General features: G+C 38.6%; 18 protein-coding genes and 1 tRNA gene. 8 read left to right on the forward strand and 11 right to left on the reverse strand.

From position 1 onward, the window contains the following. Positions 1 to 4 precede the first annotated feature (4 nt). The gene (locus tag CSP5_RS06585; RefSeq protein ID WP_021788888.1) at positions 5 to 478 is read left to right on the forward strand and encodes a DUF1641 domain-containing protein; all 474 of its coding nucleotides are present in this window, start codon (positions 5 to 7) and stop codon (positions 476 to 478) included. Further along, positions 475 to 924, forward strand: coding sequence for an OsmC family protein (locus CSP5_RS06590; RefSeq protein ID WP_021788887.1), 450 nt, complete (start codon positions 475 to 477; stop codon positions 922 to 924). The genes CSP5_RS06585 and CSP5_RS06590 overlap by 4 nt, the downstream gene beginning before the upstream one ends. Here CSP5_RS06590 and CSP5_RS06595 read toward each other — a convergent pair. From CSP5_RS06595 to tuf, 4 genes are read right to left on the reverse strand one after another with little or no spacing between them, the layout of a single operon-like run. Next, the gene (locus tag CSP5_RS06595) at positions 921 to 1940 is read right to left on the reverse strand and encodes a pyridoxal-phosphate dependent enzyme (RefSeq protein WP_021788886.1); all 1020 of its coding nucleotides are present in this window, start codon (positions 1938 to 1940) and stop codon (positions 921 to 923) included. The two genes, CSP5_RS06590 and CSP5_RS06595, sit on opposite strands and share 4 nt — an antisense overlap. 40 nt (positions 1941 to 1980) lie before the next feature. Beyond that, positions 1981 to 4182 (reverse strand): elongation factor EF-2, encoded by a 2202-nt coding sequence (locus CSP5_RS06600; RefSeq protein WP_148689952.1) that lies wholly within the window; start codon positions 4180 to 4182, stop codon positions 1981 to 1983. Between the two features lie 28 nt (positions 4183 to 4210). Next, on the reverse strand, positions 4211 to 4525 hold the full coding sequence (gene rpsJ / locus CSP5_RS06605) for a 30S ribosomal protein S10 (protein ID WP_021788884.1): 315 nt from the start codon (positions 4523 to 4525) through the stop codon (positions 4211 to 4213). A 10-nt stretch (positions 4526 to 4535) separates the two neighbouring features. Next, positions 4536 to 5810 carry a translation elongation factor EF-1 subunit alpha gene (gene tuf / locus CSP5_RS06610; RefSeq protein ID WP_021788883.1) on the reverse strand — a complete coding sequence of 425 codons (1275 nt, stop codon included), beginning with the start codon at positions 5808 to 5810 and terminating at the stop codon, positions 4536 to 4538. Positions 5811 to 6096: 286 nt separating this feature from the next. On the opposite strand from tuf, the gene CSP5_RS06615 reads away from it, so the two are divergent. Both CSP5_RS06615 and CSP5_RS06620 read left to right on the forward strand, forming a co-directional pair. Beyond that, entirely contained in the window at positions 6097 to 6741 is a 645-nt protein-coding gene (locus tag CSP5_RS06615) for a 30S ribosomal protein S3ae (RefSeq protein ID WP_021788882.1), read from the forward strand. A gap of 19 nt (positions 6742 to 6760) precedes the next feature. Then, a tRNA-Met gene (locus CSP5_RS06620) sits at positions 6761 to 6849 on the forward strand. 128 nt (positions 6850 to 6977) lie between these two features. Here the strand turns inward: CSP5_RS06620 and CSP5_RS06625 are convergent. The 3 genes from CSP5_RS06625 to CSP5_RS06635 form a co-directional block, all read right to left on the reverse strand. Then, positions 6978 to 7607: an FMN-binding negative transcriptional regulator gene (locus CSP5_RS06625; RefSeq protein WP_077076476.1), complete on the reverse strand. Its 630-nt coding sequence runs from the start codon at positions 7605 to 7607 to the stop codon at positions 6978 to 6980. 62 nt (positions 7608 to 7669) lie between these two features. Beyond that, complete coding sequence (locus CSP5_RS06630) at positions 7670 to 8842, reverse strand: MFS transporter (protein ID WP_077076477.1); 1173 nt, start codon at positions 8840 to 8842, stop codon at positions 7670 to 7672. 111 nt (positions 8843 to 8953) lie between these two features. Further along, positions 8954 to 9385 (reverse strand): Lrp/AsnC family transcriptional regulator, encoded by a 432-nt coding sequence (locus CSP5_RS06635; protein WP_077076478.1) that lies wholly within the window; start codon positions 9383 to 9385, stop codon positions 8954 to 8956. A gap of 131 nt (positions 9386 to 9516) precedes the next feature. Between CSP5_RS06635 and CSP5_RS06640 the strand changes: the two genes are divergently transcribed. After that, positions 9517 to 10449, forward strand: a complete 933-nt coding sequence (locus tag CSP5_RS06640; RefSeq protein WP_077076866.1) for an asparagine synthetase A — start codon at positions 9517 to 9519, stop codon at positions 10447 to 10449. Positions 10450 to 10494: 45 nt separating this feature from the next. On the opposite strand, the gene CSP5_RS06645 is transcribed toward CSP5_RS06640, so the two are convergent. Then, complete coding sequence (locus CSP5_RS06645) at positions 10495 to 12282, reverse strand: PINc/VapC family ATPase (protein ID WP_021788877.1); 1788 nt, start codon at positions 12280 to 12282, stop codon at positions 10495 to 10497. A gap of 32 nt (positions 12283 to 12314) precedes the next feature. On the opposite strand from CSP5_RS06645, the gene CSP5_RS06650 reads away from it, so the two are divergent. Next, positions 12315 to 13043, forward strand: coding sequence for an asparagine synthase C-terminal domain-containing protein (locus CSP5_RS06650; protein ID WP_148689953.1), 729 nt, complete (start codon positions 12315 to 12317; stop codon positions 13041 to 13043). A 66-nt stretch (positions 13044 to 13109) separates the two neighbouring features. Then, complete coding sequence (locus CSP5_RS06655; protein ID WP_338417460.1) at positions 13110 to 14207, forward strand: MFS transporter; 1098 nt, start codon at positions 13110 to 13112, stop codon at positions 14205 to 14207. Here the strand turns inward: CSP5_RS06655 and CSP5_RS06660 are convergent. Next, positions 14204 to 15436, reverse strand: a complete 1233-nt coding sequence (locus CSP5_RS06660) for an MFS transporter (RefSeq protein WP_148689954.1) — start codon at positions 15434 to 15436, stop codon at positions 14204 to 14206. The genes CSP5_RS06655 and CSP5_RS06660 overlap by 4 nt on opposite strands. An 85-nt stretch (positions 15437 to 15521) precedes the next feature. Next, positions 15522 to 16634, reverse strand: a complete 1113-nt coding sequence (locus tag CSP5_RS06665; RefSeq protein WP_148689955.1) for a radical SAM protein — start codon at positions 16632 to 16634, stop codon at positions 15522 to 15524. Between the two features lie 167 nt (positions 16635 to 16801). Between CSP5_RS06665 and CSP5_RS06670 the strand changes: the two genes are divergently transcribed. Then, a complete protein-coding gene (locus CSP5_RS06670) occupies positions 16802 to 17983 on the forward strand; it encodes a DNA recombination protein RmuC (protein WP_172399429.1) in 1182 nt (393 codons plus the stop codon). Positions 17984 to 18292: 309 nt separating this feature from the next. Here CSP5_RS06670 and xth read toward each other — a convergent pair whose 3' ends face one another. After that, entirely contained in the window at positions 18293 to 19078 is a 786-nt protein-coding gene (gene xth, locus CSP5_RS06675) for an exodeoxyribonuclease III (protein ID WP_241869801.1), read from the reverse strand. Positions 19079 to 19112 lie beyond the last annotated feature (34 nt).

The raw sequence follows: 19112 nt of genomic DNA on the forward strand, positions 1-19112 counted from the left end.
AAACATGGAAAATGAAAAAAATGAAAAAGATCAGGTTGAAATTGCACTGTCAGAATTAATGGGTGATGACCAAACATTGCTTGGGGTTCTTAATCTTGTTAAGATGTTCAAAGACTCTGGCAATCTGGAAGTCCTGGAGAAGTTGCTCACAGAAAATATGCCGGGTAATACAAAGGCATACACATCTCTCATAGATAAGAGAGAGCTTCATATGGGTGGAATTTCTCTTGCAAACGCCCTCGTTGCACTAATGGCATCTGTTTCAGGTAAGACTTCACAGTCAGTGCTTAATGTCTTATTATATAACAGTGAAGATATATGGGATTCCATGATAGATGGGGCAAAGCAACCTGAGAACTTCTCTCTGTTAAGATTGATGGGCATGCTTAAGGATCCAGAGGTCGCAGCAGGACTGAGTGCAGTAATGAATGCTTTGAAGACTCTTGGTTCACTTTTGAAAAAGGTAGACACTGAATGACCCTGTCCATATCTTTTCACTATGATAGGGAGGTTGGATTCAAAAGTGATTCCGCCGAGATGGAAACAGTCTATCTCAGGGACCCTATAATAAATAACCCCATGATCTATTCACCAACCGAAACAATGCTATTCGCAATGTCTGGTTGCTCTTCGTATGATGTGGTTTTGATAATTTCTAGAATGAGGAAGGAGATTAAAAAATACGGAATGCAGGTAGAGGCAGAGAGGGAGGAAGAGGAACCTAAGGTCCTTAAGAGTGCCAATTTCACATATACCATAGATGCAGAGGTAACAGAAGAGCAGGCTCTAAGGGCCATAAACTTGTCACTGGAAAAGTACTGCAGCGTTACCATATTGGCAAGGAGAGGCGGTGTCCATGTTACCTACTCCCTGATCCTGAACGGAAAGAAAGTATGTGAAAAACAGGAACCTAAACTGGACTAAAGATTTTTAATTCCGTGTCCAGTAAGTATTAGGAGAGAACCTTTTCCTAAATTGAATTTCTTTAACGCAGCATAGGTTATGGCTGAACTGTATTCACAGTCTATTCCAATAGTAAGGAGGTATTGTTTCGCATCGATAATTTCATTTTCAGAAATCACCTCGCACCTTCCGTAAGTTTTTATTATAGAACTCAGGTGTGAATACCTGAGAGGTACAACCCCTGTTAAAGCATCAGCAATTGAGGGTTCTGGTTCTCTGTCGATATTGTTCAACTTATTATACATCCCACTGGCTTTTTCTGGCTGAATAGCCCAAAGTGTTGGGATGGAATCAATCAGTCCATTCTGAAGCAAGTGTGAAAAACCCTCAAATATACCAAGGTATAATGTTCCGGTTGAGAAAGGGATCAGAATATTATCAGGCATATGTTCCATTTGTTCATATATTTCGTAGGCAATAACTCTGAACCCGTCGTAAAATTCTGGCCAGTACTGATGACCAAGGTATTTGAGACCACTATTTTTTGCACTATTTTCTACGTCTTTTCTCGTTCCGTTTATTCTCTCAGTCTTGGATCCATATCGTTCAATCTGTTTCATCTTATTTTGGTTAGCGGAAGCCGAAGCGAATACTGTTGCTTTAAGCCCTAACATTTTAGAAAACATTGCGAAAGATGCGCCTGCATTTCCAGAGGAATCCTCACTTACTTCATCTCCCTCGTTAAGGAACTTTTTGAAGTTCAAGAATGAAAAGAGAGTGTTCATACCTCTGTCCTTATAAGAAAGTGTTGGATTATAAAATTCTAACTTAGCCTTAAAATTATTGGTTTCAAGTATTGGCGTTTTTAAATTTAGCGGAATAAGTGGAGTCTCAAAATAATCATAGTTTGAAACCGTATTCTTTTCATATGGACCGGATACTTTTATGATGAAAGGTGATCCACAGGTAGTACATACTAGTTCAAAATTTTCTCTTGTAGCACCACACTTACTGCAAAAAACTTTTGTTAAAACCATAGGTCTATATGGTGAGTAATTTTAAAAATTTATATAAAAATTAGAGGGAAGAGTAATAGTCTTCGTTATATGGTTCTGGCTTCAGGCCCTTCCTTGTTCTGATCTTTGAAACAACTTCCTTCTGTATCTCTGGAGGTACTTTTTGATAACCTGAGTTCTCTGAACTCCATAGAACCTTACCACCAGTAGCACTTCTAATAGCAGATGCAAACCCAAACATGCCCGAAACTGGTACTCTAGCAACGATTACAATATCATCGCCCTCGATATTCATTTCGTCAACTACTCCCCTTCTCTGCTGAATTTCGTTAGTAACTGACCCCATGATATCCTGTGGTACATTTATGTAGACTTTCTGAATAGGCTCCATCAATACTCTCCTGGCCTGACAGATTGCCCCATAAAGTGAGTTTCTACCAGCAGGAATTACCTGTGCAGGACCTCTGTGAATACTATCCTCGTGTAACTTTGCATCGACTAGAGATGCTTTTATATGAGTCATTCCTTCATTCGCCAGTGGCCCTCTTTCCACAACCTCTTTAAACGATTCCAGAAGCAGTTCCATGGTTTCATCTAGATACTGAATTCCCTTTGTCACATCAAACATTACATTTTCTCCCATTACTGCGGTTATTCCTCTTGCAGTATCCCTATCAATTCCTGCATTCTGTAACTGTTCAATTGTGGCCCTCTTATCCTTGAACTTTGAACCCTGTGGTAAAACACCATCTTTGATTAACTGAACCACACTTTCCTCCAGTGGCTCTACCTTGAAGTAGAATTTATTATGCTTATTTGGTGATTTTCCCTCGAATGGCCCCCCTGTTCTTTCTACAGTTTCCCTATACACAACTATTGGGTCAGAGGTTGTAACTTCAATCTTGTAATCGTTCTTGATTCTATAAAGCGTTACTTCAAGATGAAGTTCACCCATTCCTGAAATAAGATGTTCACCTGTTTCCTGGTTTATGTTTACCTGAATAGAAGGATCAGCTTTGGAGACAGTTTTTAGTACATCAATTAATTTCGGCAGATCTGAGGTGTGTTTCGCTTCAATTGCGAGTGTGACCACCGGATCTGTGTAATGAGTCATGGGTTCAAAAGGTTCCATATCTGCAACGGCTGATACTGTTGAACCGGCAATTGCACTCTTGAGCCCTATAACGGCTGCGATGTTTCCTGCTGGAATTGAGTCAACCTGAATTCTATCTGGACCAACCATCATTGCAATGGTTTGAATTTTGAACTTGCCTGAAGCACTGCTTATGTATAGTTCCTGCCCTTTAGTCAAAGTACCACTGAATACTCTCCCAACTGCAATTTCACCAGCATGTGGATCGACAATAATTTTTGTAATCATCATTGCAAGTGGACCCTTTGTATCGCAAACCATCATTGATTTGCCTACCTGCGACTCGAGATCTCCGTGCCATACGTTGGGTATCCTGTATTCAGAAGCCTGTTTAGGATCTGGCAAATGATGAACCACCATATTTAAAATGATTTTATGCAATGGTGCTTTTTTGGCCAGTTCTTTCTGCTTGCCCTCCCTCACCATTGATACAATATCATTAAAATTGACATTAAAGACCTTCATTGCAGGCACTGAAATAGCCCAGTTATTATATGCTGATCCAAATGATACCTTTCCGTTTTGAACGCTTAATTCCCATTCCTTTTTGAACTTATCTGGTGCATATTTAGCAATTAGTTTATTAACATCATTAATTATTTTAATAAATTTCTTCTGCATTTCCTCAGAATTTAGCTTTAATTCGTTGATTAACCTATCGACTTTGTTGATGAACATGGTTGGTTTAACATATTCCCTTAGTGCTTGCCTTATTACAGTTTCAGTCTGTGGCATTACACCCTCCACAGAATCAACAACTATAATGCAACCATCTACAGCTCTCATTGCCCTTGTTACATCTCCACCAAAGTCTACATGTCCAGGAGTATCAATCAGATTAATCAAATAATCCTTACCGTCTACCTGATGAACCATTGAAGCGTTAGCTGCGTTAATTGTTATTCCTCTGGCCTGTTCCTGTTCATCATAATCCAGCATTAACTGCTTTCCGGCAAGATCCTCACTCATCATCCCTGCTCCAGCAATTAAATTATCACTGAGCGTTGTTTTACCATGATCAATGTGTGCAGCAATATCTATATTTCTTATACTTTCAGCCTTATTAACTAATGTTGCAGCCTTTGCAATATTATCTTCCTTTCGACCCATAAAAACACCTTTAAAATATTAGAAAAAATTAATTTTTCATTTGAATTTCTATCTGGACCCCGTCTGGTATTGAGATTTTCATCACCTGCTTAAGTGTCCTTTCGTCTCCATCAATATCGATGAGTCTCTTATGTACCCTCATTTCCCATCTGTCCCAGGTCGGTGAACCTTCTCCATCTGGGCTCTTTCTTACTGGAACGGTTAATCTTTTGGTAGGTAATGGAACAGGACCGTGAATATCAACCCCTGTTCTTTGCGCAATACCTTTGATCTCCCTGCAGACTTCGTCCACTATCCTATGATCAGTTCCACTCAGTGAAATCCTAGCTCTATATGATACCATGATGTTCACTTTACTTAGTTTCTACTTCCTGGCAGAGACCTGCGGCAACAGTTTGCCCCATATCCCTAATAGCAAACCTACCGAGTTGTGGGAATTCTGCAACCTTCTCTATTACCAATGGTTTATCTGGAACCACTTTAACAACCGCTATATCTCCAGTTTTGATGAACTGAGGATTGTTTTCTTTTGTTGTACCGTCCTTAGGGTTGATTGTCTTTACGAGCTCTTCAAACCTGCACGCAACCTGAGTTGTATGAACGTGAAATACTGGCTTGTAACCAACTGCAATAACGCTTGGATGGTTCAGAACTACTATCTGAGCCGTGAATGATTTGGCTACGGTTGGTGGTGCATTAACTGGTCCACAAACATCTCCTCTCTTGACATCATTTTTGGCTATTCCCCTTACATTGAACCCTACATTGTCTCCTGGTTCTGCCTGGGGCAATGACTCATGATGCATTTCCACAGATTTTACTTCCCCCTGCTTATTGGCCGGCATGAATATAACCTTGTCTCCAGGTTTTATAATTCCTGTTTCAACTCTTCCAACAGGAACTGTTCCTATTCCAGTTATGGAATAAACGTCCTGAACTGGTAGCCTGAGAGGCTTGTTTGTTGGTTTCTCGGGTACCTTTAATGATTCTAATGCTTCCAGTAATGTTGGTCCACTGTACCATTTCATGTTTTCTGATTTTTTCGTTATGTTATCTCCCTTATAACCACTAATTGGGATTATTGGAAAATTCCTGTAACCAACAGACGCCATGAACTTCTCTATTTCTCCCTTTACTTCTGTGAATCTCTTTTCACTGTAAGGTGGTTGTACTGAGTCCATCTTATTTGCAAGTACTATGATCTGTTGTACTCCAAGTGTCTTTGCAAGGAATGCGTGCTCTCTTGTCTGTGCCATGATCCCTTCTCCTTCCCTTGCAGATATTACAAGCATAGCTGCATCTGCCTGGCTTGTTCCAGTAATCATATTTTTTACAAAGTCCCTATGCCCTGGTGCATCAATGATAGTGAAGTAGTACTTATCTGTCTCAAACTTCCTGTGAGATAGATCAATTGTAACTCCTCTTTCCCTTTCTTCTTTGTACCTATCCATTACCCAAGCAAACTCGAACGTAGCTTTTCCTTTTTCATCGGCCTGTTTCTTGTAATCATCGATTATGTGCTGTGGAATTTCACCGTGCTCGAACAGCAGTCTCCCTACTAAAGTCGACTTTCCATGATCAACATGCCCTATCGTTACCAAATTTATGTGTGGTTTTTGTCCTGCCATTTATTCACCTTTTACTTATTTGAGTTATCCCGTTAGAGGATTTTATTTATTAAACTCTTCGTACGGTAATTTATAATAGTTATAATAGGTTTTCCAATTGCTTTCACTTTTAGTAAAACTAGCACGTTTACATATAGTATGGGCGGAGAGGATGTTCAATACCAATTGCACTTTAGGATAGATAGTTTTCAAAATGCTCCTTAAATGGTTTCTTTCTAATAATCGAAACATTTAATTTCACTGTTATTATTTCGTAAAGTTTAAAGTGCACCTTTAGAGGGATTGAATGGCTGGAGAAAGATCAAATAAAAGAACGAAGGATAAGTGGAAAGAAAAGAAATGGTACAGAATTATGGCTCCGAGTCAGCTTGGAGGAAAAGAAATAGCTATGACAGTGGGTACTGGACCCGATAGTATAAAAGGAAGAGTGGTGGAAATTCCTATATCAGACTTTTCTGGGAATTTCAAAAAGTCAAACGCAAAGCTCGAATTTAAGGTCTTAGATTGTGTTGGTACTAAGTGCAGTACAATTTTTGTTGGTCATTCTGTTAACGACGATTATATAAGAAGAATGGTAAGGAGAAGAAAAGAGAGAATTGATATTGTAAAGGATGTAAAAACTACCGATGGTTACGAATTTGTTCTTAAGGTGGTCGCTGTAACAGAAAATAAGTTGACATCAGCTAAAAGTGTTGAGCTGAGAAATGCTATTACTCAAATTGTTTCTGAAAAAGTTAAGAATATGGATTACTTTGAATTTGCTAGATTTATAATAGAAGATGAATCAGTATCAGAAATATTAAACGGAGTCAAAGATATATACCCGCTCAAAAAGCTGGAATTTAGAAAGTCAGAGCTCACAAGCACTGGAGAGAAATATAACTTTTCAGTTCCTGAAGATGCCCCGGCAGAGGAAGTCCCAGCTCAATAATCTAAAAACTATTTTAAGCGCCGGGGTGGCTTAGTAGGTGGAGCGCCGGACTCATAAGAATTTTTCTGAGAAATCCGGAGGTCTCGGGTTCGATCCCCGATCCCGGCATACATTTAAATGTGGAATGCTTAGTTCAAAAATCTCAAATGATTCTGCTAAAAGGTTGAACTAATAACTTGGATCTGAAAATTAAGGTTTGTTTCATATTGAGCGGCATAAAAGACTCATATATGCTATCATAATTTTGTCCTGGTTAATCTTGAAAGGTTAGATTCCAATATTTCATGAGCGGTTTCTTTGGCATCAGAATGAGGTATTTTGTTAAGATTATCTAACACTTTTGTGATATCTTCAACTGGTCTGTTCTGGCTCATTTTCCATTTTGCAAATATTTCTGTAACTTTTATTCTAAAACCGACAATTTCCTCTATCATTTTTTGATAATAATCTTCTTTTTCTTTTTGTAATGCCGCCCACTCTGGATCTAATTCAAGACTCAGTTCTTTTAACAAGAGTTCTGTTTGACTTCTCTCCAGTAATTCTAGTATCCCATTAATTTTCACAGTAGCGTAATCCCAGGTTGGAACAGAAGACTCTATTGTATACCATCTGGGTGATATATAATGATGAGTTCCCAGAAATAGTACGGTCACCTTCTTATTTTCTGAAGTTTTCCACTGATCATTATTTCTGGAAAGATGGCCATAAAGAATAAAAGAATCTCCCTCTGGTTTTATGATAAACGGTATTTGTGAGTTAAATATCTCGTCATTGACTGATGTAAGAAGTAACCCAAAACTGTTCTTCCTGATAAATTGATAGACCTTTTCTTGATCTGTCACCTTAAATTCGTTTGGTATATACACAGTAGATCATGGTAATTGGATATATTATCTTATAAAGATTGTTTTTGGATTAAATATGCTTTTCAAGAAATAGATTTGCTGAACCGTTCTCTGTAATTTTTAATGGTTCTGTAAAAAAATATTAGGAGGACTGTGGCAATAAAGCCAGGAAATGTGACATATATCCAGAAAAGTATATGACTTGAAATAACTGGTAAGAATGCCCCACCAAGAAGTGGACCGAAAGCACGCCCTGCTGAACAGAATGCATTGTATATTCCTATATTGGTTCCAATTTTCTCCTTTCTGGAAATACTTGCGACTATGGAGTAGCCATTAGGGAATGATAGATTCTCTCCCATTGTGAATACTGCTGTTGATACTAGCATCTGAATAAGGTTAGAGTCTAGTCCATAGGATGCAAAACCCAATGTATAAATCAATCCCCCCAGAATTAATGCTTGAAATTCCCCCATTTTTCTGGAAATTTTGTAGAAAAATGGCTGTGTAAAGGCTACTAGTAAACCATTAAGCATATAGACTAACCCTATTTCGTAATACTGCCCAGAGAATATTCCATCGGAGTAGAGTGAGAGAGATATTGTTTCCTGAGCCTGGACCATAAATATCAGTAGTGCTGAAACAGAAATGACAATGAGTGCCAGATTACTGGTGTTGAACTTTAGGTGTTTTTCCTCTATATTTAAGGGAATATTTCTTACCTTTAAGGAGATTAAAAACGAGATCAAGGCAGTTACAGTAAAAAAATAGAAGATACCGGGAAATCCGAAATATGACAGTATAAATCCGCCCATGGCAGGACCAAACCCCCAGCCCAGATTGTTACCCACTCTCATTATGGAAAATCCCTTCAGCTGAACATTGCTCGATCTGGAAACAAGAGCGTTTGAGGATGGAGATTGAAATCCGTTAAGTACCATTATGGCCCCAAAACTGAGTGGAAAAAGAATGGTTGAACCATTAATGAATTTGCTTACTGCGAGAATAAGACTCATTAAAAAGACTGCTGATAGGAATATGGTGAAAACCTTCTTATGACCAATTCGATCTCCAAGCCTTCCTCCACCATACTGGGCAAAGGAAGAAACAATTCCTCCTGACATGAATACAAGTGCAGCAAAAAACGTTGAAAGCCCAAGAAATTTAGTCATATAAATGGAACTGTAAATCCAAATGGATGAATATCCAAGACCCCTTATTGCTGAGGAAACTGTCACAATTTTTACATTGTCCATTGAGAGGGAGTCATCGAATGTATCTATTTAGAAATATTCTCTAATTTTTAAGACATTGCTTTCTTAAATTATAATTGTAGTTGATATGAATAATTGATTTGAAAGATAAATTTATTTTATTGATGAGAAAACTGTGATTGTTTCAGTCCTTTCTACTCCGGCTACGGACCTGAGTTTGTCCAGAACGAATTCACCGATTTCCTCGATACTTTTTCCTCTTACTTTTATGATTAGGTCCCACTGACCGGCCACTATACTAACTTCATAGACCTGTGGGAAATGCCCAATGATGCGTGCCATTTCTCTCTGTTTTACATTTGCCTTGGGATCAAAGGATACAAACACATAAGCCATTGCACCAAGTCCCAGCTGAGAATAATCAGGAATTGCTGTAAATCCTTTTATTACGCCATTTGAGATCATATTCTGCATTCTTTCATAGATAGTGATTCTAGGAATGTCCAGATTCCTTGAAATGTCAGCAATTTTGTCCCTGCCTTTCTCCATAAGATACTCAAGTATTCTACTATCCTTGTCATCCATTAGCACTGTATTGTTATTTACTATTTAAGATTTTTAAAACGTCTGATAAAGTTATGAATTATTTTCAAATGGATACAAAATGTCTAAATTATACAACAAAATGTTATATGATGATAGATAATTACTATATCATGCAAGAAATTGTAACTACTGAATTGAGAGAACATCTCAAAGGTGAGAGATTAAAAATAGCCCTTGAAGTAAACACGTTAATAAGGAGAAAAATGTCAGATATTTTGGTTAAACATGGATTCCTTGAGATTCCACCTGTGATATTTTCCTCTGTAACGGACCCACTGAACCACCCAGTATATGATCCTACCTTTGAGTACGAGGGATCACGGTATTCACTTACAAAAAGTATGATCTTCCATAAACAGATGATTGTGCAGGAAATACCAAAAATATATACGTTTTCACCAAATGTAAGGCTTGAAACAGCAGATAAGGCAAAAAGCGGCAGGCATCTTCTGGAATTTACTCAACTTGATCTGGAAATGCTAAACGCATCAAGGGAAGATGCAATGAAACTTGGAGAGGAGCTCATAAAGGGGGCCATTGAAGAGGTCGTCAAGAAGCTTCCTGATAAGCTTGCTATTCTAAACAGAAAGCTGCGTGTTCCAGAGACTCCTTTCAAGACTTACAGGTATACCGAAGCAAAGGAAAAATACGGTGATGACTTTGAACAGAAACTATCAGAACTGGAAGTTGATCCATTCTGGATAATAGATATTCCACTTAAGGAAAGAGAGTTTTATGACAGGGAGAAGGATGATGAAAAAGGGATTCTGAGAGATATGGACCTTATGTATCCTGAGGGGTTCAACGAAGCTATTTCAGGAGGAGAAAGGGAATATGAGATTGAGAGAATAAAGGAAAGGGTTCTGGCCAAGGGACAGACATTTGAGCAGTTCAAGTGGTTCCTTGATTATGCTGAGGAAGGTTTGCAACTTTCATCGGGTTTTGGCATAGGTATTGAGAGACTTGTCAGGTACATATGTGGATTTAAACGAATTGAGGATGTGCACCCATTCCCTAAAACACCGGGTAAATTCTCAATTTAAAATCACCTGAATTTAGGCCTTATCATTTATTTTAAAGATGAAAAATTACGACTGGAGCGAATAGGTTATTGTTTTTCCTGATTTCATTGCCTTTTCCAGATTGATTCCTGCTTCGCTATCAACCTTTATTCGAATTATTCCCTTGCTGGAAGTTCTTCCCTGTATTGCCATTACATCATCAACATATATGTTTACGAGGCTGTTTTTCTCATTGCAATGCAGGTAGATTATCCTGTTCTTCACCTCCACAGCAACAGATCTTCTTGCCCTATCTTCCTCTGAAACCACATCTATTGATACCCCAAGACTTTTTTCAAGCTCGCTTATATTTGCGCCTTTTCTACCGAGCAGTTTGGGGCGCAGAGACTCAGGAATGGTAACCTTATATTTTCTCTTTCCTTTCGGAGATACAACAACCTGATCATATCCCAGATATTCCGAAATCGTTGACCTGACCAGTTCAGTTTTAGCCTCATTGATCTGTGATGTACCTTCATTTTCTTCAATTGGAACCACAACTATTTGCTCTCCAAAGGAATAGATTTCATAAAGTTCCTCTCTGGTCAGGGTGTCCTTTACCTGAATCACAGGTCTAGAGAGATCTTCCTGTACCATTCCGTAGGGCACCTTTACTGTGTGCGAAATGGACAGGTATTTTGATATCTTCCCATTCTTCACGAACAGTATTGTATCTATCACCTGAGGTATAAGCCCAAGTTCTATACGACCAATGAATCTATGCAGTGCATCTACTGGCTTTGTTGCATGAACAACGCCTATCATTCCCACTCCAGCCATTCGAAGATCTGAAAATACCTTGAAATCTGATGTGACCCTCATCTCATCGAAAACAGTATAATCGTTTCTGACAAGAAGTAAAATATTTCCCGTCTGCTCCATAGAACCTTCAAGGGACGTGTACTGGGTGATCTCCTTATTCACCTGAAGATCTCTTGGTTTTTCCATAGTTTTTACTATCATTCCCTGATCGTTAAGATGATCCGCCAGTGCCTGTACAAATGTACTTTTACCTGCCCCAGGGCTACCGGCAACCAGAATTCCGGCTGAACCAGAGGTTATATGATTCATAATTTCCTCTGGAATTTCATAGTAGGCAAGTTCTTTCTTGATGACTGGTCTTACAGCAGTTATTTCAGCGGTACTGGAAAATGGAGGTCTTGCTATTACGATTCTGTAGACGTTGAGCTGAAGTACTGTGGCTCCAGCCATATCCATCTCCACGAATGAGTCTTTTTCGTTTCCAGCTCTCTTTATCAGATTATTTATAAGTGCATCTACCTCAGAACTTTTTAGGAAATGATCGGTTCGTACAGTTTCAACACTACCCGGAACTCCTTTCTTTACCTTAACATAGGTATCTGCTTTAATATGAACTGAAATGGTTTCATTATCAAAAAATTCCTCGAGTTTAACAGATATCTTATCATCCGGTTCCAGATACTGGCACTGTATACCCTTGAGAACTGCTATGTTCTTCTGTACGATGTCGCCAGTTACAAGAATTCCGTTGAGATCCATGGCCTCACTTCTTATTATTTCATCAATTTCCCCGTTATGTCCGTTTATTTTCTGCCACTGTGTTGGGCGCTTACCAAAAAATTCGATAATTATGCCTTTCTTTGCGCATATTTCCTTGACCTTTTTCAATTCGTCAAGGGCTGCAAATCCTATGGATCTACTCTGATTGGCCTGGTGCTCAACTTCCGCAATAAGTGCTTCGCTGATAATGACCCTTGAATCACTCTTTATCTTTGCTATGTATTTTGTAAATCTTCCATCTACTATGACAGATGTGTCTGGGATATAATCCACATATGGTTAATCCTTAAGATTATTTATTGATTATGATATCGGATTTCATGGGGTCAGAAAATTTTTCTGCTCGTCTAATCGGGATGCTGAAGGACCAGGATGAATTAATAGGAGACTCCGCTTTTGCCCTGTCTGGCGGGATAGACAGCTCACTTCTTTTTTCAGTTCTTGGTAAGGGAAAACATGCCTATTGTGTAGGTGTAAAGGGATCGCAGGACTTTGTATACGCTGAAGGACTGTGTATAACATTAAAAGCAAACCTTACAAAAATATATGTTGAAAACAGTGATGTAATAGAATGCTACAGAATAGTGAAGGGCATTGATCCCAATATTTCATTCCTGGATCTTGGTTTTGAGACCGTCCTGGCTATCATTCTTTCAAGAATAAGTGAGGAGACACTTGTTACAGGACAGGGGGCCGATGAAATTTTTTATGGATACAAAAAATTTTCAGATGGAAGGGAAGAAAATAATAAAAGTAGCCTTGATAAATTATATAAGATAACACTTCCCAGAGAAAACAAAATTGCTGAATATTTCGGTAAGAAACTAATAACTCCCTATCTGGAAAATGGGATTCCAGAATATTTCAGTACCATGGACAGAAAGGTTCATCTTGGTGACGGGAATAATAAACTGATAATAAGAGAAGCAGGAAGGATATCAGGACTCCCGGAATCCATATACACCAGGGGAAAGAAAGCTGCTCAGTATGGAACAGGCATAAGGAAAGTTCAGGAAAGACTTGGACTTAGATGAAGGTGATAGGAACTGTATAAGTTAAGTGGAAGAAACAGTATTATCCTTCTTCTAGGCCTCAGGGCTCTGTACTCCATGAACTGGTACAATGTATCACCAATGTTATTCAATATAACCTCCACATATGGTGTAAGTTCAGCACTTTCCGGTCTCATTCTTTCTGCGTTTCTTATAGGTACCGGACTTTTTCAAATTCCATCAGGACTTGTAGCGTCTAAAATTGGGTCAAAAAACACCGCATTGACAGGTATGGCAATTATGTCTGTAGCCGCCACTACATCACTTATTTCTCCAGACTTCACCGTTTTCCTTGTAACGAGATTTGTTGTTGGTCTTGGATCTGCATTCTTTTTTTCATCAGGAATTGCAGTTCTCAATGATATAGATGAAAGAAATGTAAGCAGAAATATTGCCGCATTTAACACCGCTTTTTCTGTGGGAGGTGGGTTCGGTGTTGTGGGATTTGCGTACTTTCTCCAGTATACCTCCTGGCAGAACCTACTGGCAGCCGGAGGTGTGGTAACACTAATTCTCACAGTTGTCTCATTCATCCTTATTCCGGACCTGAGTACAAAGAGTGGTAAAAGGAATGAATTTGGAAAGAATGTGTATAGAAGGCTCACATCACGCCCATTACTGCTTCTCTCTATGTCTCTGGCTGGCTACTGGGGTTTGAATTTTACTTTCGAAGAATACCTGCAACCCTTCGCTCAGAATCTTGGTTTCAGCGGGCCTGTATCCGGTTTCATAGGATCACTGTCTCTATTTGCAGGTCTCCTGGGAATGGTTTTATTTGCCTACTTTTCAAGCAAGAGGGCATCAGTTATACTTCCATCACTTGTCATATTCATTTCTGCAGTTCTGGCGCTCCAGTTCTTTGGACTTTCATACTACCTGTTCCTGACGGCAGTACTTGGTGGAAGCATAAGCGTCATAATTTTTTCACTTGAATATTCATACGTTGTGAAATTAGAAACCGAAAAACAGTTTGTAGCCCTTGGCATATCAATAATGAATGCACTTCAAATTGCAACCGGATCTGTTATTACATTCCTGTTCGGTTATCTGTTCTCTGTGAACGCAGATCTTTCCTGGATAATCCTCGGTATAATCGCGCTAATATTCCTTCCACTGGGAGTTTCTGTCATGAAGCAGAGAAGCTAATTATTGTGCTCCCTCATGTTAACTTTCTTCCACAGTGGGATAAATGAAAGGAAGAATATGGTGCCTATTATGGTAAAGGGATACCATATCAATCCCAGATCAGCTGAGAATACTGTAAGAAAGAATGTTCCGAGTACAGGTGCAATTGGTGTAACCATTCCGGTAAGCACCTGAAATGATGTGAAATACTGTCCCCTTTTATTAACCGGTGCGATCCTGCTTATGACAGTGTTGATTGACGGGGAAACAATATTTTCACCCATAGTTATTAATATGGTATCCAAAACAAGGAAAATGAATCCCCTGAAGAATGGCAAAAGTGAAAATGAAAAGAGATACACAATATAACCAAGGTTGATCCTGGTGATATCCTCCATCTTACTCAGAAGCCTGTTTACTGGAAGCTGTCCGAGAGTTACAACAACCCCATTAACAGAATAGAGTAATCCTATATCAAAATCAGACATGTTGTCAAATCCCTTCCAGAAGAACGTGAGCGTTGTTCCCCACTGACCAAGAATCAGGTAAAATAATGAAATAAGAATTGCAACAATGAAAAATGGCCTATCCTTGAAAGCCTTGAAGATGTCTGGCTTCATGTTAACCGTATCATCCTTTTCACTCTCCCCTTTTTTCTGCTGCTTTTTCAGGAATTTTGCATAAATAAACAGTTCTGAGAATGAGAAAACTGTGGTGAGGAGAAATATATAGCCATAACCTATGCCTGCAATAAATCCTCCAATGGCTGGACCCAGTGAAAACCCCAGGTTCTGAAGGATTCTAACAATGCTGAATGCAGAGTTTCTTTCAGCCACTGATGAATTATCCGAAACTATCACATTGTCTGCAGCCCCTATTATGTTCATAAGTGGCTCACTAAGGATCAGCACCATGTAAATGAGATAGAGGTTGCTATTTTCGAAAATCAGTAAGGTTAGAGAAAGAAGGAGTAGACCAAGGAAAATATTTGATACGATAATTACAGATCTGGCACCTCTCTTATCTATGAGACCACCAGCGACCAGTGTTAATGGCAGTGAGGATATAGCCATAAGAAATACTACAAGACCGATTATGATATATGGTACATGCCTGATCTCAAGAAGATAGAGGGGTAGAAAAATCCACATTTGAGATCTGGCAAATACTCTTATAAACTGATTTGAGGCTACAACGGCAATACCGTTCCTCCGGAAAATGCTTATAGTATCGTTACCTGATTGTTTCAATGAATTCTATGCCCCATATCAGTGAGGCATATAAGCCTGATTTCAAAGGTAAAAGAATATAATTACTGAACTCAATTTTATTTACTTATCTGATCTCTCTTATGGTGTTTGGAGGTAAATATGCACATGATGGATCTGATTCGAGAAAATTTCCTGTTTCTATATATGCCCTGGCCCTTGATCCTCCACACACACCATTGAACTCACAGGATGAGCACTTTCCCAAGAGACGACCAGAATCGCTGATATCCTTTAGAACATGGCTTGTTCTTATGATGTCTATTAGGTTCTGCTCCCTCACATTGCCAATGGACAGGTTAAATAAACCTGAAACTGAAACATCACCGGTAGAAGAAATAAAGAGTGTCCTGATTCTTCGTCTGGGATTATACTGTTCAGGTATTTCAAGATCAAATATATCAAGGCCGGTGAGCTTTCTTGTTTCTACTGCCAGTGCATTCAGTAGTGTACCACCTTCCATATACCCCTTTCTAATGGTCTCTATTTCTATCCTGCTAATTTGTGGAGCCTCAACAGTTCTTATGGAGAACCCCGCCACCTTTAGCATGTACAGATATTTGAGCACATCTTCCATTTCCTGTGCAGAGATAGGTTCCTCCCCTATTCCTCGCCCAGTCTTAATGAGAAAGAACAGTTCCCATATGTTTATACCAAGTTCTCTTAATGTGTGAAATATAAAGGGAAGGTCCATTATATTTCTCTCCATTATAGTGGTATTTATCTGCGTCCTGATCCCTTCTGATTTAATTAAGTTGGCCAGTTCTACAGTTTTCCTGAATGAACCTTTCCTGTTTCTTATGTGATCGTGCGTTGATGGAGTCCCATCCAGAGAAAGAGATATGGAACCTACCCCATACTCTTCCATCTTGAATATCTGATCTACAGTCAAGAAGTCTCCAGCAGCTGGACTCACGGAAAAACCCAATCTCAACCTTGCAGCGTCCATAAGTATACTTGAGAAATCTGGATGAAGCAATGGATTACCGCCTGTAAAGATAACGTGTGGTATTCGCTCCATTGATGATGTAAGGTTTTCAAGTAACTTCCTGATTTCATAACCTTTCATCTCATCCGGACTGACTTCGCTAATGGAGGAGGCCCTGCAGTGTATGCAGGAATAATCGCACGCTTTGGTTAACTCAATAAATAATAGATCCGGTGAATATTCTCGTTCCATAATCTCTCTATGAGCCGTATAAATAAATAGTAATACCCCAACATGTTAAGTTAGATTATTTCCAATAGAGAATATAGAATAGACACAACTCTTTGCATACAGCCATCACATTGTTTACTGAGTCTGTTTAATAGATAATAATTTAAATGTCATACACATGTCTTACCATGGATTTGCTGGTGGTTTTCATCACTGGATTTGGTTCAGGTTCCATTATTTCATTTATTCTCTTCTACTTATATTTAAAAAGAAAGTCTGGCGTTTCAGTGGATCGTGACTTAATTAAATCAATTTCTGTAGATGTACTGAAAGAGGCCAGTGAACAGAATATGAAATTAACTGAAAATTTGCTGAAGAGTGTTTCATATAATACTGCGACCATATTTGATGAGAAGAGATCCGAAATAGACTCACTGGTAGTTCCACTAAGAGATGAGCTTGCAAACTACAGAGAACAGATAGAAAAGATAGAGAATATCAGGAGAGAAGATTACGGAAATATTAGAAATTTTCTCGATACGATTGGGGAAACAACAGCAAGGATAAAACAGGAGACCCTTGCTCTTAATCAGATGCTTAAAAATTCTCAATCCAGAGGCAGATGGGGGGAAATAACACTCAGGAAAGTAGTGGAGAATGCTGGACTCACAGAGCATATAGACTTTGAAGAGCAGGTACAGGGCACCGGTGGTGAAAGACCAGACATGATAATTCATCTACCGGGATCTAAGGAAGTTGTTGTGGATTCAAAGGCTCCATATAAGAAATTTATAGAATCGTTTGAAGAAACCGTTCCTGAAAAGAAAGAGGAAATTATGAAGGAGTTTGCAACTGACCTGAAAAAACAGATAAAGAATCTGAATTCTAAACAGTATTTTGAGAAGGTAACTGGCTCATTCCAGTTCACTGTCATGTTCCTGCCCCATGAAAGTATGCTTAATGCAGCCGTTGGAACAGACCCTGAAATTCTTGACTATGCACTCTTGAACAATATAGTTATGGCAACTCCTCTTACATTCTTCGCACTCCTAAAAGTAATTCAAATGTCATGGAAAGAAGATTCGATGCTAAAAAATTCTGGAGAATTAATCAAAATCTCTGGTAATATATATGAAAGAATGGAAGGAATGTATGAACGTATTAATAGAGTTGGAAAAAATATAAATTCTCTTGTAAAAGACTATAATTCACTCATTTCATTTAGTGAAAGCAGGGTCCTCCCATCTCTAAAGAGAATGAATCAGATAGGGGAGCTTGGGAAAACTGAAACTGTGACAGGAACTGAACTTGAGGAATTAACTAGGGAGCCAATGGAAGAAAAGTGGAACAAATTTGAAAGAACCGACTGAAATATACATTTTATTTTTTAAATGAAACAATATTTTTTCCTTCTCACGTTCTTCTATCACTCTTGGACTGGTAATTTATTTTCTACATTTGTTTGAATCAGATTAAAGATATATGCTATTTTGATTCTTGTTTTACATTGAACATAGAAAATTAGCTTCTCTGTTTATGGATTATTCCCTGTAAATTCCTGTGTTATGTGAATGATCTTAAGAATTCAGAAAATAGATCCAGTTGGTTATTAAATTGTCAGGGAGAACTTTTGATTCTGTATATATTGTAATGCCAAAATTTTGGCTACTTTACTGAAGTTAAAGCTCGGAATTCATTAGGAGATATACTGGGGCATGATCCGAACCTTTCACATTGTCCATGATGTCTGCTGAAATGATCTTTTCCTTAAGCGCTGCAGAAAGGATGAAGTAATCTATCCTCCAGCCTATATTCTTTTCCCTTGCTCTTCCCATATAAGACCACCATGAGTATTTTACATCAGTTTGATGAATTGCCCTGAAACTGTCAATAAAACCATCGTCCAGAAAATTGTCCATCCATGTTCTTTCTTCAATTGTGAACCCTGCATTTTTCTGGTTTTCCTTTGGCCTTGCTATATCTATCTCACTGTGCGCAACGTTAAAGTCCCCACATATTATGACAGGTTTTCTCTTCTCCAGATTCTTTATCCACCTTTGAAATTCCGTGTTAAAATCTAGCTTATACTGAAGTCTTTCGAGGTTCCTTCGTGAATTTGGAAAATATGAATTTACAAGGAAGAAGTCTTTGAATTCCAGTGTGAGGATTCGCCCTTCCTTGTCATATACCTCGTTTCCCATACCTTTCATCACATTTAGTGGCTCAACCTTCGTTAATGTGACCGTGCCACTGTATCCCTTTTTTTCAGCTTCATTGATATATAGCTTATAGCCTGCTGAAAGTAATTCCACAGGAAGGGAATTACCCATAATTTTTGTTTCCTGCATACAGAGAACATCCGGTTTAACCGATTCTATAAAGTCCATTAACCCATGATCCATTGAGGCTCTCAGTCCATTGACATTCCATGAATATAATTTAGCTGTCATACAATCAATTTCCATTTACAAATTATGCTACAATATGTAATAACAGTAT

It is taken from the genome of Cuniculiplasma divulgatum (assembly GCF_900083515.1).
In the GTDB taxonomy this organism is placed as follows: domain Archaea; phylum Thermoplasmatota; class Thermoplasmata; order Thermoplasmatales; family Thermoplasmataceae; genus Cuniculiplasma; species Cuniculiplasma divulgatum.